The 14,057-nt window shown below is 40.5% G+C and carries 15 protein-coding genes; 14 read left to right on the top strand and 1 reads right to left on the bottom strand.

Annotation, left to right across the window (positions count from 1 at the left end; all coding sequences use genetic code 11):
• From QL986_RS05790 to QL986_RS05745, 10 genes are all read left to right on the top strand, one after another.
• On the top strand, positions 1–528 hold the full coding sequence (locus QL986_RS05790; RefSeq protein ID WP_008111501.1) for a MotA/TolQ/ExbB proton channel family protein: 528 nt from the start codon (positions 1–3) through the stop codon (positions 526–528).
• Positions 529–581: 53 nt separating this feature from the next.
• Positions 582–992, top strand: a complete 411-nt coding sequence (locus tag QL986_RS05785; protein WP_008111500.1) for a biopolymer transporter ExbD — start codon at positions 582–584, stop codon at positions 990–992.
• 6 nt (positions 993–998) lie between these two features.
• Positions 999–1,604 carry an energy transducer TonB gene (locus QL986_RS05780; protein ID WP_008111498.1) on the top strand — a complete coding sequence of 202 codons (606 nt, stop codon included), beginning with the start codon at positions 999–1,001 and terminating at the stop codon, positions 1,602–1,604.
• A gap of 37 nt (positions 1,605–1,641) precedes the next feature.
• Complete coding sequence (locus tag QL986_RS05775) at positions 1,642–2,970, top strand: tetratricopeptide repeat protein (RefSeq protein WP_024601017.1); 1,329 nt, start codon at positions 1,642–1,644, stop codon at positions 2,968–2,970.
• Between the two features lie 314 nt (positions 2,971–3,284).
• Positions 3,285–4,886 (top strand): hypothetical protein, encoded by a 1,602-nt coding sequence (locus tag QL986_RS05770; protein ID WP_024601016.1) that lies wholly within the window; start codon positions 3,285–3,287, stop codon positions 4,884–4,886.
• Between the two features lie 93 nt (positions 4,887–4,979).
• The gene (locus QL986_RS05765) at positions 4,980–7,691 is read left to right on the top strand and encodes a TonB-dependent receptor (protein WP_024601015.1); all 2,712 of its coding nucleotides are present in this window, start codon (positions 4,980–4,982) and stop codon (positions 7,689–7,691) included.
• Positions 7,692–7,893: 202 nt separating this feature from the next.
• Positions 7,894–9,033 carry an aspartate-semialdehyde dehydrogenase gene (gene asd / locus QL986_RS05760; protein ID WP_041695995.1) on the top strand — a complete coding sequence of 380 codons (1,140 nt, stop codon included), beginning with the start codon at positions 7,894–7,896 and terminating at the stop codon, positions 9,031–9,033.
• Between the two features lie 148 nt (positions 9,034–9,181).
• The gene (locus QL986_RS05755; protein WP_013463333.1) at positions 9,182–10,051 is read left to right on the top strand and encodes an MBL fold metallo-hydrolase; all 870 of its coding nucleotides are present in this window, start codon (positions 9,182–9,184) and stop codon (positions 10,049–10,051) included.
• 133 nt (positions 10,052–10,184) lie between these two features.
• A complete protein-coding gene (locus tag QL986_RS05750) occupies positions 10,185–10,427 on the top strand; it encodes a hypothetical protein (RefSeq protein WP_236613543.1) in 243 nt (80 codons plus the stop codon).
• Positions 10,396–11,400 (top strand): methyl-accepting chemotaxis protein, encoded by a 1,005-nt coding sequence (locus QL986_RS05745; RefSeq protein ID WP_244152589.1) that lies wholly within the window; start codon positions 10,396–10,398, stop codon positions 11,398–11,400. The genes QL986_RS05750 and QL986_RS05745 overlap by 32 nt, the downstream gene beginning before the upstream one ends.
• Before the next feature lie 263 nt (positions 11,401–11,663).
• On the opposite strand, the gene QL986_RS05740 is transcribed toward QL986_RS05745, so the two are convergent.
• Entirely contained in the window at positions 11,664–12,467 is an 804-nt protein-coding gene (locus QL986_RS05740) for an ion transporter (RefSeq protein ID WP_171046529.1), read from the bottom strand.
• 100 nt (positions 12,468–12,567) lie between these two features.
• On the opposite strand from QL986_RS05740, the gene QL986_RS05735 reads away from it, so the two are divergent.
• From QL986_RS05735 to QL986_RS05720, 4 genes are all read left to right on the top strand, one after another.
• The gene (locus QL986_RS05735) at positions 12,568–12,777 is read left to right on the top strand and encodes a hypothetical protein (protein WP_013463335.1); all 210 of its coding nucleotides are present in this window, start codon (positions 12,568–12,570) and stop codon (positions 12,775–12,777) included.
• A 3-nt stretch (positions 12,778–12,780) separates the two neighbouring features.
• Positions 12,781–13,071 carry a hypothetical protein gene (locus tag QL986_RS05730; protein WP_033103166.1) on the top strand — a complete coding sequence of 97 codons (291 nt, stop codon included), beginning with the start codon at positions 12,781–12,783 and terminating at the stop codon, positions 13,069–13,071.
• A 130-nt stretch (positions 13,072–13,201) separates the two neighbouring features.
• Positions 13,202–13,396 (top strand): YwbE family protein, encoded by a 195-nt coding sequence (locus QL986_RS05725; RefSeq protein ID WP_008468098.1) that lies wholly within the window; start codon positions 13,202–13,204, stop codon positions 13,394–13,396.
• The gene (locus tag QL986_RS05720; RefSeq protein WP_013463337.1) at positions 13,393–13,911 is read left to right on the top strand and encodes a DUF4240 domain-containing protein; all 519 of its coding nucleotides are present in this window, start codon (positions 13,393–13,395) and stop codon (positions 13,909–13,911) included. The genes QL986_RS05725 and QL986_RS05720 overlap by 4 nt, the downstream gene beginning before the upstream one ends.
• The last annotated feature ends 146 nt before the right edge of the window (positions 13,912–14,057 follow it).

Below are 14,057 nucleotides of genomic sequence, written 5' to 3'. Positions count from 1 at the left end.
ATGGTGCTATTGATTGATTCAATCAATGCTATCCGTGATTTTCTCGACACGGGTGGCCAAGTGCTCTTGGTCATTGCCGTGTTAATTTTCGCGATGTGGTTATTGATACTCGAGCGATTTATGTACTTTTTTAATGGCTATCGGCACTACAAAAAAGACGTTAAAAACACCTGGAAAACGCGCAGTGAACGCAACAGCTGGAACGCAGAGCAAATACGTCAAGCCATGGTGTCACGCGCTAGTATGCGATTAAACGCAAACTTACCGCTGATTAATGTGATGGTAGCGCTGTGTCCACTATTAGGGTTGCTTGGCACAGTTACAGGGATGATAGAAGTCTTTGATGTAATGGCCATTACAGGTACAGGCAGTGCACGCTCTATGGCATCAGGTGTGTCAAAAGCAACCATACCGACAATGGCAGGAATGGTCGGTGCGTTATCTGGGGTGTTTGCCTCAACCTATTTACAACGAAAAGCAAAGCGTGAAGTTGAATTGTTGCAAGACACTATGGTGTTAGACCACTAAATAATTATTGAAAAGCGGTGAACATAATCACCGCTTATTCTAGGAGAAATAACATGAGAGCCCCATTAGGTAATTTATTCCAAGAAGACGAAGCAGAAGAAATAAACATGACCCCTATGCTGGATGTTGTATTTATTATGCTTATTTTCTTTATCGTGACAGCCTCGTTTGTTAAAGAAGCGGGTATTGATGTAAACCGTCCAGAAGCGGCAACCGCAGTAAAAAAAGAGCGGGCTAACATATTAGTGGCCATTTCAGATCAAGGCGAAATTTGGATCAATAAACGTCAAATTGATGTACGCGCTGTACAAGCCAACATTGAGCGCTTAAAAGCTGAAAATCCACAAGGCAGTGTAGTTATTCAAGCCGATAAAAAAGCCACCACAGAAACCTTGATAAAAGTCATGGATGCCTCGCGTGCAGCGGGTGTATTTGATGTTTCAATAGCGGCTCAAGAAGGGTAACGAGTGATGCGTTATGTACTTGCGTTAATTATAGCGGGTGTGGTGACCTTTATGCTGTTTTTAGGTATGCAGGCATTGATCACCGGTGGTGAAGGCGCCATGACGGAGCCTGCCAAAGGGAATGTGTTAGATTTTGTCCGTTTGAAAAAAGAAGAAACGGTACAAAAAAAGGAGCGAAAACCACAAAAGCCACCAACGCCTAAAGAGCCACCACCGCCAATGGAATCGCCACAAATGCAAAGTAGCGATAACAACGCAGCCAGCAACAACTTTGATTTTGCTGCCAATGTCGATGCGGATGTAAATCTAGCGGGTGGATTAGCGTTAGAAACCAGTGATGGTGAGTATTTACCCATAGTAAAAGTGGCACCAGTATACCCAAGGCGTGCGTTATCGCGTGGCATTGAAGGCTATGTCATTGTTGAATTTACAGTGACAAAGCAAGGCACGGTTAAAGAGCCGCAAGTTATTAAAGCCGAGCCAGAGTCATTGTTTGACAGAGCAGCGATGGATGCGGCCCTTAAATTTAAATATAAACCGCGCGTGGTTAATGGTGAAGCCGTTGAAGTAGCCGGTGTGCAAAATAAAATTTCTTTCCAAATTAATGGTTAATTCTGTTAAGTAAGCAAAGAGTGAACGTGAGGCAATTATGAAATTAAAACTAACAACCAAGCTATTAAAGCTGAGTATGCTGTGCACTGTTGCAATCAGTGCCAGTATTGTTACACCAAGTGCATTAAGTGTACTTCCGGGTGTAAATTTGGCGACAGTACAGGCCGCTGAACAGCAAAAAACAACACGAGTACCCGCACTTCGTGAAAAAGTATACAGCCAATTGGCTCGCGCCCAAAAACTAGCGGATGATGGCGACAGTAAAGCGGGCTTGGCTGCGCTTGACAGCATACAAGCGCGCTCATCAAGTATGAACTCTTATGAAATTGCGATGATGCATAACTTTTATGGGTTTATTTATTACAATGAGAACGACCTTGTAAAAGCGATTGCTTCATTTGAAAAAGTGATTGCCGAAGATGGCATTCCAGAAACACTACGCCTGAGCACAACATTCAGCCTTGCGCAGCTTGCTATGGCTAACAGTGACTATAAAAAGGTGATTGCATTTTTAGACAAATGGGACGCCATAAACACTAAGCCTAAAACCGACGCCTATTATTTATTAAGGGCGCAAACCTACTATCAATTAAAAGACTATGAGCAAGGCCTAAGTTACATTACCCAAGCCATTAACTTAAGTGATAGCGAAGGCAAAGTACCCAAAGAAAACTGGCTGGTACTGCAACGCGCTATGTATTACTCACTTAACCAAACCGATAAAGTAGTGAGCGTACTTGAGCGTATGGTAAAGCTTTACAATAAACCTGAGTATTGGGTCCAATTAGCCGGTATGTATGGTGAAACTGGGCAAGAAAAACAGCAGCTTAGTGTTTTAGAGGCTGCTTACCAGCAAGGATTTTTAACCTCTAAATCTGATCTAAGGCAGCTTGCGCAGGTATATTTATATAATCAGCTTGCTTATAAAGCAGCCAGTGTAATGAGTAAAGCAATAGAGCAGGGGATTGCTGAACCAACTGCTAAAAATTATGCCTTTGTAGCCGAGGCCATGGTACAAGCTAAAGAAGATGCTAAGTCGATTAGTTACTTTACCAAAGCTGCAGAGCGTTCAGAGCATGGTAAATACGACCAGCGCTTAGCTGAAGTGTATGTAAACACCGAGCAGTATGACGAAGCTGCCGATGCAGCGCGAATGGCACTGGATAAAGGCGGCCTTGATTTTGAATCAAATGCGTTTGTTGCTTTAGGGATGGCGCAATACAATTTACAAAATTTTGATGCGTCTATCCTTGCGTTTGAACAAGCCGAAAAGCACAAAAAGTCGCAACGTTTAGCCCAGCAATGGATCAAATATGTAAAACGCGAAAAAGTGCATGCGCAAACATTAAAAACAGCACTGCTTTAATTTTTATAGTGCGATTATTAGTTCTTAATTGACGCACTAAAAACCATTTCATAATTGCACTACTCAAACCACACTAACATTCGGTTAGTGTGGTTTTTTTGCTTGCATTTTTAAAATAACTAATTGATTTTTAATTAATTAACATTGTCATTTTATGTTTATTAAAGTGTAACTTCATTGTCATATCACTCCCGTATTGTACTTCGTATTCGATAACTCAAGTGACCTTAATGCATGAGTATCGTGCCTTAAAGTGACTTAAGTTATTACTTAATGCGCTAACACAATAATTAAATACTTTTACGGAGTGAACAATGAAATTATCTGGCTTATTCAAAATCAGCTTAGTGGCTACAGCAATGACACTTGCTGGTTGTGGTGGTGATATAGAAATTACACCAACCGTTAATGATAACAGCACCAGTACAGACAACAGTGTTAATAATTCTAATAACAACACCGGTTCAACAACTGATGATGAGGCTGTATGTGCAAGCTATGAATCAGATGCAGGCACGGTAACAGGCGTGGTCAGTGGTATAGATTGCTTATACAACGATTCATTTTCAAGTAAAACTATTTCAATTACTAACAACATTACTTTTAAAGAGTTACCTGGCGGTGGTGTACATGTATTTGCTGATGCCCTGCAAATTGGTGAAGATGGCAACACAGTTGATGGCTTTTCTATTCCAACTAATGGCCCAACTATGACTGTAGAGCCTGGCGCAACGCTTGCGTTTCAATCAGGTGAAGCGATTTTACGTATTGCACGTGGTGCAAAAATTCAAGCCGTGGGTACAGCAGAAAAGCCAGTAGTATTTACCTCAGCTAATGCCTTTGACCGTTTTGATACAGCTGGTGAAGGTGCACGTTATGCTGACTGGGGGGGCATTATCATTAATGGTCAAGGTATTACTGACCAATGTACAGATGCAGAGCGTGATGGCGGTACATGTAACGTAGCCTCTGAAGGTATAACAAGCTACTTTGGTGGTAACGATAATAGCGATTCAAGCGGTAATATTAAATGGGCTAAAGTATGGTATGCAGGCTCTGGCCCTCGCGTAGGTGGTGAAGGTGATGATTTAAATTCATTAACACTTAATGCTGTTGGTTCAGGCTCTGAGTTTGATTACATTCATATTCACCAAGGCTTTGATGACGGTATTGAAATCTTTGGTGGTGCAACCACGCTTAAGCATATTGCAGTAACAGATACTCAAGATGATTCGTTTGACTTTGATGCCGGTTGGCAAGGTAAGGCGCAGTACTTATTTGTTCAACACGGTACGGTAACGCTTAACGATGGTTCTGTGGTTAATATGGGTAATAATGGTTTTGAGTCTGACGGCGTTAAAGGTTCATCTTCTGCTCAAGTATCACCTTCAAACCCGATGGTTGCTAATGTGACTGTGGTTACAACTGATGGCAATTCAGTTCGTGATGATGACCCTTCACAAGCCTACAAGTTTGATGATCAATTTAATTCAAGCATTTATAACGCGTTAATTGTTAAGAAAAACGCAGTTAATACACAATGTATCGAATTCTCGGGTGATGGTGAAAAGCAAGCCGATAACATTTCTTTTACTAGCTCAGTAATGGCATGTTCAAATAATTTCGCTAATACAGATACCTTTGCTGGTGGTCCGCTTGCAGGACAAACTAAAACAGCATGGTTTGAAAATGGCGGTGCGAGTGAAATTTTAACAGATGATGTCTCTGTACTTGCTGCTAATGGTTTTGCTACTAATACGGCTTCTACAGATGTGAGCGTTACAGCCACTGATTTAAGTACAACAGATTCGTTCTTTGAATCGGTAAATTACATCGGTGCCGTATCGGACCAGGATACAACCTCAAATTGGTATAAATGGGTTGAAGCAGCAGTAGCCGCGGCTAACGCAGACTAATTTAGCACTATTTATAAACTTCTGAAGGCGCCTTGGAGCTTGCATAATAAGCGTTTGGCGCCTCTTTTGTATAATCTGATCAGGATGTATCTTATGTCTAAAAAGCATAGACTTAATCAAATTACATGGGCGATTGGTTTAGGGCTGTGTGCCCAATCTGTAAGCCTATTTGCTGCGCAAAATGATGTTGATGTAGCCCAAGAAATAGAAGAAGTAGTGGCAGTAGGTACGCGCTTACAAGGCAGTGCTGCTGCTGTGGTTGAAGAGCGAAAAAATCAAGCCTTTGTAGCCGATATTTTAGGCTCAGAGCAATTAGCACGTACTGGCGATAGCGATGCCGCTTCTGCCCTTAGGCGTGTAACCGGTTTGACCCTCGTTGATGGCAAGTTCATTTATGTGCGTGGTTTAGGTGAACGTTATTCGAGCGCACGTTTAAATGGCGCGTACATACCCAGCCCCGATCTAACTCGCAATGTGATCCCGCTTGATATTTTTCCCGCTAGTATAATTTCAAGCATGGCAGTACAAAAAGCTTACTCACCAAATATGCCCGCCGCGTTTGGTGGCGGTAATATTGACATTAGAACCAAAACTGCACCGAACGAGTTTACAGCGGGTGTAGAGGCGGGTGTTGGTTATAACACTGCTGCAAGTGACGGCTTTACTTACAACCGTAAAGAAAGCGGACTACCTGATGCGTTATCATCTGCAATAACACAATACCGAGGTGATTTTGGTATTGGCAACATAGTAGAACGCGATGGCTTAGTCGATGGTGATACAACGCGTGCAGAGCAAGCGACTGCGATTAATAACGAATTGCTTAAGTCGTTACCGCGTGGTTATGAGTTAAAAGAAGACTCTCTCGATCCACAATACAATATTAAAGCCCATTACGGTGATAGCTTTAGCGAATCTTACTTTGGCGGCAAGTTAGGCTTTATGCTTTCTGGCGCTTATAAAAATGAGTGGGATTTTGAAGACCGATTTAGCTCAGTGATAAGCCAAGATTTAAAAAATGAAGACGGTAAAATTGACTGTACGACAGCGCTAAATACTGCAGATGATGTCGCAAATTCATGTTTTAATACTGTAAAAAATTCCCAAGTGACCACAGAAAACGAGCGTTATAATGCGTCATTTAGTTTAGGCTATACCTTAGGTACTCACAGTATATCAGCGCAGCAGCTATACATTATTGATAATGAAGATGAGTCTGAAATTGCTATTTCGCAAAGTCCAGCGGGTAGTTCAACATTTAGTATTGCAGGGGATGGCGTTGCTAATCGTAACCATACTTTTAACTACGAAGAGCGACAACTCAATATTACCCAGTTTATTGGTCAGCACACCTTTTTAGATTACATGGGGATTGGCGCTGATTGGCAGTATACCGAAGCGAAGGCAACAACGGATATTCCGACGAATGCTGATTTTGAATTTCGCGATGAGTACAACACAGACGGGTCGTATGTAGGTTCTCAAATCACGGGTGATGATAACCGTGTGATTATGTCATACACCAACATGGAAGAACGAGTTAAGTCTTACAGTGGTAATTTAAACTTACCGCTTAGCTTTGACAGCATGGATGTTGAATTTAAAGTAGGGTATGACTTTTCAGATAGAGCGCGTATTTTTAATACCTCAAGTTTTGCTATTAATAACAGTGGTGGTGCTGGTATCACTATAAATGATGGCAGTGATAATGCGCTAAATAATAGCGGGTATCTAAGCGATGAATTTATTAATAATAACGCGATACTGGTTGATTTTAACGAACCAACAGCTCCTGATGCGGATGATTACCTAGCAGGACAAAAAGTAGATGCGGGTTACGCCTCGTTTGATGTGTTTTATGATCAATGGCTACGCATTAGCGGTGGTGTACGCTATGAACAATTTAAACAAACGTCTATTGGTACATCTAGCCTAATATTTGATCAAGATGACTTAAATACTTTCTACGACCCTGAAAAAATTCAAGCAGGCTCTATTGTTTCCGACGATTGGTACCCTGCGCTTTCTGTCACCTATGTAGGCGCTGATAACTACCAAATACGTGCAGGCTATGGTGAAACGGTAGTTCGTCCGGATTTTCGTGAAGTGGTACCGGTTACTTACTTTGACCCACTTACCGATATTAGAACATTTGGCCGTACAGGGCTTAAAAGTAGCCCAATTAAAAACTATGACCTACGTTATGAATATTACGGTGAAGCCGGTAATTCGTTTAGTGTGGCTGCCTTTTACAAAGATATTACTTCACCCATTGAAACGGTTCTAAATATTGGCGATGAAGACTATTCAGCCTCATTTATCAATGGTGAAACCGCTGAGGTCTACGGTATAGAAGCCGAATGGTTGCAAGATCTTACGTTTTTATCTGAAGGGTTATTTACCAGTGGTAATATAACTTTGAGTGATTCAGAAGCGTCTATCGATCCTGCGCTTGCGGGCACCTTAACTAACCCTAAAAAACGTATGACGGGTCACTCAGAGTACGTAGTTAATTTACAACTTAACTACGATTCACTCGACGGAATGCACAGTAGTTCTTTGGTTTATAACGTATTTGGTGAACGTATTTTAGCAGCAGGTGTAGCGAGTCGAGATGATGCTTATGAGCAGCCATTTCATTCACTTGATTTAGTTTATACCTTTTACCCTGACTTTAACTCTAAGGTGAAGTTTAAAGTTAAAAACCTACTTAATGAAGATCAGGAAGTATCGCAATCAGATATTATTGTTCGCTCTAAAGAAGTCGGTATGAACTTTGATATTAGTTATAGTTACGAGTTTTAAGTAAAAGCCCAAGGATAGGATTTATAACAACGCCTAACTACTCATTAGCCCTGTATTTTATACAGGGCTTTTTTATGTGTATGAAAAATATTTAAGTTACAGCTTATTGACTAGTTTTAGCGTGCTGGTGGTGTTAGCTTAGGGCTGTAAAAATTAAATCTCACGCAATGAATTTTTAATTTTTAATGTATAGGCTCCTTTTATGACTCAAACAGTGGAACAAACAATGAAAAAAGTAGGATTAGTCGGATGGCGCGGCATGGTAGGCTCAGTGTTACTAGAGCGAATGGAACAACAACATGATTTTGCACATATCGACACCACCTTTTTCACCACCTCACAAGCAGGTCAGCTTGGCCCTGAGTTAGCGGGTGCAGCTAAACCGCTTTTAGATGCCAGCGATATTTCTGAGCTTGCAAAAATGGACATTATTGTTACCTGTCAGGGTGGCGATTATACCAATGCGGTGTATCCAAAATTACGTGAATCAGGTTGGGATGGCTATTGGATAGATGCAGCCTCTGCACTGCGTATGAGTGACGACAGTATTATCGTACTTGACCCTGTTAACAAAGATGTCATTGAACAAGGGCTAGAGCAAGGCGTTAAAACCTTTGTAGGTGGTAACTGCACGGTTTCACTTATGCTACTAGCGCTGGGTGGTTTATTTGAGCAAGACCTAATCGAATGGGTAAGCCCAATGACTTACCAAGCAGCATCGGGCGCGGGTGCACGCAATATGAAAGAACTCATAGCTCAAATGGGGGCTATTCATGCAAGTGTTGCACAGCAACTAGATAACCCAAGTTCAGCTATTTTAGAAATTGATAAAATAGTCAGCGAAAAAATGGCATCAAGGGATTTGCCACAAGACCAGTTTGGTGTGCCACTGGCGGGTAGCTTAATCCCATGGATTGATGTGCCTATGCCAAGCGGTCAATCAAAAGAAGAGTGGAAAGCGCAAGTTGAAGCCAACAAAATCTTAGGCTCATCTAAACAACCTGTGCCTATTGATGGTTTATGTGTACGCATTGGTGCAATGCGTTGTCATAGCCAAGCGATGACCATTAAATTACGTGAAGACATTAGCGTAGAAAAAATAGAAGAAATTTTAGCCTCGCACAATGAGTGGGTTAAAGTAATTCCTAATGAGCGTGACATTACCAGTACCGATTTAACCCCAGTTAAAGTAACCGGTACGTTAAGTATACCTGTTGGCCGTATTCGCAAACTCGCCATGGGGCCAAAATATATTAGCGCTTTTACCGTAGGCGATCAGCTTTTATGGGGCGCAGCAGAGCCACTGCGTCGTATGTTACGTATTATTGTTGATAATAAATAATATTTACTTTGAGGGTTAGCATTTGCTAGCCCTTTTTATTTAATAATTAAATCGCTAATATCTTCATGGCCTTTACCAACGTTTATATTATTGCTTCCGGTCATTTTTATTAATTCAAGTGATGAGTTCAGACTTATTGGAGAATATTATGCACAGTAAATTTCATGTTCACGCATTTCTTGATGACGATAGCGAAACCTTTAGTTATGTTGTTTCTGATAGTAACTCTCAGCAAGCAATCTTGATTGATCCCGTTTTAAATTTTGATTATAAATCAGGTCGCAGCTGTGAATCAGGCGCCAAAAAAATCGGCGAGTACCTTCAAAGCCATTCTCTTTCATTAGAGTGGGTTCTCGAAACACATGCACATGCCGATCATATCTCTGCAGCTCCTTATTTTAAAAAACACATTGGTGCTAAAATCGCCATAGGTGAACATATCAAAACGGTACAACAAAGCTTTAAGGCGCTATTTAATCTTGAAAAAGAATTTTTACCCAATGGGGCTGATTTTGACCGACTATTAAAAGATGGAGATAGTTTTAATGTTGGCCAGTTATCGATACGAGTAATGCACACACCGGGGCATACACCCGCCGACTTAGTTTACATTATAAATGAAGAGGCCATTTTTGTTGGTGATACGATTTTTATGCCTGACGTAGGCACTGCAAGGTGCGACTTTCCAGGTGGTAGCTCTGAAACATTATACGATTCAATCCAAAAACTACTCTCGATGCCCGATGAGGCAACAATCTATGTATGCCATGATTATCCGACTGAAAAACGAAATCACCGTTTTGCGGTCACAGTAAAAGAACAAAAAGAAACAAATATTCATGTAAAGACTAAAATAAGCAAAGAGCAGTTTGTTCAAATGCGCGATAGCCGTGACGAAGAATTACCTATGCCTCGCTTAATTTTACCTGCTATTCAAATGAATATTAGAGCTGGCAACCCACCTCCCGCTGAAGATAACGGCATAAGCTACCTTAAAATTCCCTTAAACCAATTATAGTTCAATATCATAATGATTATTCGGATAGAGTAATAAGCACAAATAAATTTATTGTAGCTAGATGATCGCTTTACCATCTCTCATACCTGAATATAGCAAGTTTTTTTTGTAAAATAGGCGTGATAATTTTACGTTGCAACATCGTATAACTACGGTTAAAGCGATTATTGATAACGGGCAATTAATTGGCGCCCAAGGAATGGATGTATCATTAGGCGGGCTTACCGATATTATTGCCGATATTAAATTAGGCGAAACCGGTTATTTAATGTTGATTGAAGATAGTGGCAGTGTGCTGGTGGATGTTAAACACCCAGATTACCGATTTAAAAACTTAGCAGATCTTGAGGGGGGGAAAATACGCCGACTTAGCTAAAAATACCCAAGGGCTGTTTGATGTAGAGATAGATGGTAAACAATATATGGCTAATATTCATACCTCTGCTACCTTAGGCTGGAAGTTTATTGGGGTAGTAGAGAAAGCCGAAGTGATGAGCACGGCGAATACCATGGCTTATACCATATTGGTTATTAGTGCGATATTAATTGCTGTATTTGTTGCTATAGCGAGTTATATTTCTAAATTAATATCAGCCCCTATTGTTGAAGTGAGTGATGGCTTAACTGAAATATCGCAAGGTGGCGGTGATTTAACCCAACGCTTAACAATAAAAACCAAAGATGAAACCGCTAAACTGGCTAATAGCTTTAATTTATTTTTAAACTTGATCAGCGAGCTGGTAACTCAAATTAATGAGTGCGCGCAAAATGTAAGTAAAACCTCATCACAAACCTCATCGCAAGCGGCACAATTAACAAGCTCCACCAGCCAACAGCAACAAGCTTTAGAGATGGCAGCTACGGCTATTAATGAAATGGCTGCCACCGCGAACGAAGTGTCTAGCAGTTGTGCAAATGCAGCGGATTTGGCTGTTCAAACACAGCAAGCATCAGACTTGGGGCAATCGGTTATTACACAAACTGTGGAAAGTGTGGTTCAGCTATGTGAGGTAATAAACAATGCCTCAGCAGATATTACTCAGCTAGATACTGAAAGCGAAAACATTATGTCGATACTCAGTGTTATTCGCGGTATTTCAGAACAAACTAACTTATTGGCCTTAAATGCTGCAATAGAAGCTGCACGTGCTGGTGAGCACGGACGCGGCTTTGCTGTGGTGGCCGACGAAGTACGCGCGTTATCGCAACGAACCGCTGAGTCAACCGAAGAAGTGGCTTCACAGCTTGATAAACTACGCACTATGTCATCTAAAGTTTCTAAAGGTATGCAACGCAGTATAGAAACCACTAATAAAACCGTAGAGCTTGCGCATTCGGCGCAGCAATAATTTAGTGAGATCACGGCATCTATCGTTCATATTAGCGATTTAAATACCCAAATAGCCACCGCTGCTGAAGAGCAACAACATGTAGCTGAAGATATAAACCGCAATGTTACTGAAATTAAAAATGCGGCTGATGAGGTGAGTGATATTGCCGTGACCACCAGTGAAAACGGCAACGAAATGAATCGTCTTTCGTCAATTTTAACGGGGTTGGTGGGTAAATTTAAAGTGTAAGGGCAAGCAAATGCATGCCCTTTTTATCCCTGCTACTTATTTTTAAGTAGTTCTTTTAATTCTGCTAGTTGTGCTTTTAATTCGTTTACTTGGCCTTGGGTGGCAGGGAGTGAGTCTATATCGGCTTGCTCTTCTCGTGCATTGCGATGCTCTTCACTCATCACTTCTAAAATAGCGCCAACCATCATATTTAAAAACACAAATGCAGTTAAAAAGATAAAGGTTAGGTAAAAAATCCAACTTAATTTGTATACCGCCATGGTTTCGTACATCACGTCGGTCCAATCTTCGAAGGTGGCGATTCTAAACAAAGTAAGCATAGAAATAGAGACATCGCCCCACAGTACTGGGTTTATTTCAGCAAACAACATGCTACCTGTGGCAGCATAAATATAAAAAATCACAAACATTAGCAGCGCGATATAGCCCATTTGCGGGATGGCTTTTATTAGTGAGTTCACTAATAAGCGCAGCTCTGGGATCATAGACACTAAACGTAGTACGCGGAAAATGCGTAGTAGTCGAGCAATAAAAATAGTAGAGCCTGCCGCGGGGTATAAACTTCCGATCACGATAATGAAGTCAAATATGTTCCAACCTTTGGAGAAAAAGTCCTTGATACCTTTGCTGGCAATATAGCGAATAATCAGTTCAATTAAGAAAAACACCGTTATGCCTATATCCATCCAATGTAGAACGAGTTCGGCGGTTGGGTGCAATGAATAAGTATGTGCGCCCACGGTCAATGCAGAAACAACAATAACTGCAATAACAAATGATTGAAATAGTTTACTTTTATCGATACGCTGGAACAGCTCTTGTAACTGCGACAACATCATAACGTGCCCTTAACGGTTATAAATACAAAACCAGTGCAATATACAGCAAAAATAACGAAAATCAGTAGTTTTCCCGTTAAAATAGTAGGAATTTTGAATGTTAAATAATAAGTTAAAATATCTATTTTCGTTATCCGCATTATTGGTGTTAGCGGGATGTAGCAGCGATAGCCGCTACCATGAAATTCAATCAGCGCGGTTGGGTGAATGCAGCTACATGGCAGATAAGGAATACCATGAGTGTGTTAAACAACAGCAAGACAGTTACAAAGAATTTAAAGAACAACAAGCTCGCGAGCAGCAATAAACGATGACCAAAACCCAAAAGCAGCTAGATAAACGTATTCGTCAGCAATTAACGCTCGCTTGTGAGCAAATAAAAGATACTGTGGAGGACTTTAGCTTTCTTACCCATTCAGCAGACTTAAACAATTTACCTTCTAAGTTTAAAGTAAGTTGTTATTTTATCGATGATATTGCACTAGAGCAGGCTAAACAAAAAAATCAGTTTTATTACATTGAGCAGCTTATTTGTAATGCGTTAGCCAGCTTGAACATACATATTAAAGCCAATGCCATTTCATTTTCTAAGCAGCCATAATGTGTACGATGGGTTTTGTTTATTCTTCACATTAGCTTGAATTATGCTTTATAGGGCCTTTAAAAGCTTTAATATGGAGTGATTTTATTAAGCAGGCTATAATCCCCAAAAATAGCAAAAGAGATTATATATGGCTGTTCCAACACGTTCACAAATAACACCCGGCACTGAGGTTAATATTGTGCTTAAACAAGATCAACGCAGTGGTACTTTAACCAATGGTATTGTGTCGCGTTTATTAACTAAGTCACCTAATCATCCGCACGGTATTAAAGTACAGTTAGAAGATGGTCAAGTAGGTCGGGTAAAAGAGATCATTGCATGAGCGATTTAACCTTAACTGATTTTTGGCGATTGGTAACTGTAAACGACAGAACCGCAGAGCCTGAGTCTGTATGCCAATCCCTTAAGGCTGCATTGAGTGATTTATCCGACGAGCAGCTTATTGAATTTGATAAACAGTTTAGTATTTGTATGCGCCAAAGTTATACTTGGGATTTATTTGGTGCGGCGTTTGTAATAGCTGGTTGTAATGATGAATATGGTTTTTCTGAATTTCGTTGTTGGCTAATTTCTCGGGGTGAAGCGGTATTTAAAGCAGCGTTAGAAAACCCCGATAGCCTTGCACAGTGCACACCACTTTATTTTTTAAACGAGCAACCTTACCCGTATTTAGATGAGTATGACCTAATTGCAGGTTTGTTATATGAAGAACGTAATGACGATGAGTTACCCTTTATCCCCTCAGGGCTTGAACAACCTAAAGGTAAGCGCTTTAAAGACAAACCTAAGTTTTTAAAACAAAATTACCCGCAATTATTTGCTAAGTATTGGCAGTAATCGCTCACTTTTGACTATTAATGCATTACTTAGGGTTTATGAGTAATGCATTTTATGTTGCTTAGGTTTTGATACAGCTTGCGCTATCCTTCACATCTTTTATAGTAAATCTCTGTTATAGTTAGAAATAGCTAAGCATAGTCACA

The organism is Pseudoalteromonas sp. APC 3250 (assembly GCF_030407915.1).
Taxonomy (GTDB): Bacteria; Pseudomonadota; Gammaproteobacteria; order Enterobacterales; family Alteromonadaceae; genus Pseudoalteromonas; species Pseudoalteromonas tetraodonis.
Note: the sequence above shows the minus strand (reverse complement) of the source record. Positions and strands in the feature narration are given on the sequence as shown.

Bases quoted from the DNA above. Each gene is read 5' to 3' on its own strand.
- QL986_RS05775 (WP_024601017.1), top strand. From the start codon at position 1,642: ATGAAATTAAAACTAACAACCAAGCTATTAAAGCTGAGTATGCTGTGC.
- QL986_RS05755 (WP_013463333.1), top strand. From the start codon at position 9,182: ATGCACAGTAAATTTCATGTTCACGCATTTCTTGATGACGATAGCGAA.
- asd (WP_041695995.1), top strand. From the start codon at position 7,894: ATGACTCAAACAGTGGAACAAACAATGAAAAAAGTAGGATTAGTCGGA.
- QL986_RS05785 (WP_008111500.1), top strand. From the start codon at position 582: ATGAGAGCCCCATTAGGTAATTTATTCCAAGAAGACGAAGCAGAAGAA.
- QL986_RS05770 (WP_024601016.1), top strand. From the start codon at position 3,285: ATGAAATTATCTGGCTTATTCAAAATCAGCTTAGTGGCTACAGCAATG.
- QL986_RS05730 (WP_033103166.1), top strand. From the start codon at position 12,781: ATGACCAAAACCCAAAAGCAGCTAGATAAACGTATTCGTCAGCAATTA.
- QL986_RS05725 (WP_008468098.1), top strand. From the start codon at position 13,202: ATGGCTGTTCCAACACGTTCACAAATAACACCCGGCACTGAGGTTAAT.
- QL986_RS05765 (WP_024601015.1), top strand. From the start codon at position 4,980: ATGTCTAAAAAGCATAGACTTAATCAAATTACATGGGCGATTGGTTTA.
- QL986_RS05720 (WP_013463337.1), top strand. From the start codon at position 13,393: ATGAGCGATTTAACCTTAACTGATTTTTGGCGATTGGTAACTGTAAAC.
- QL986_RS05735 (WP_013463335.1), top strand. From the start codon at position 12,568: ATGTTAAATAATAAGTTAAAATATCTATTTTCGTTATCCGCATTATTG.
- QL986_RS05780 (WP_008111498.1), top strand. From the start codon at position 999: ATGCGTTATGTACTTGCGTTAATTATAGCGGGTGTGGTGACCTTTATG.
- QL986_RS05790 (WP_008111501.1), top strand. From the start codon at position 1: ATGGTGCTATTGATTGATTCAATCAATGCTATCCGTGATTTTCTCGAC.
- QL986_RS05740 (WP_171046529.1), bottom strand. From the start codon at position 12,467: ATGTTGTCGCAGTTACAAGAGCTGTTCCAGCGTATCGATAAAAGTAAA.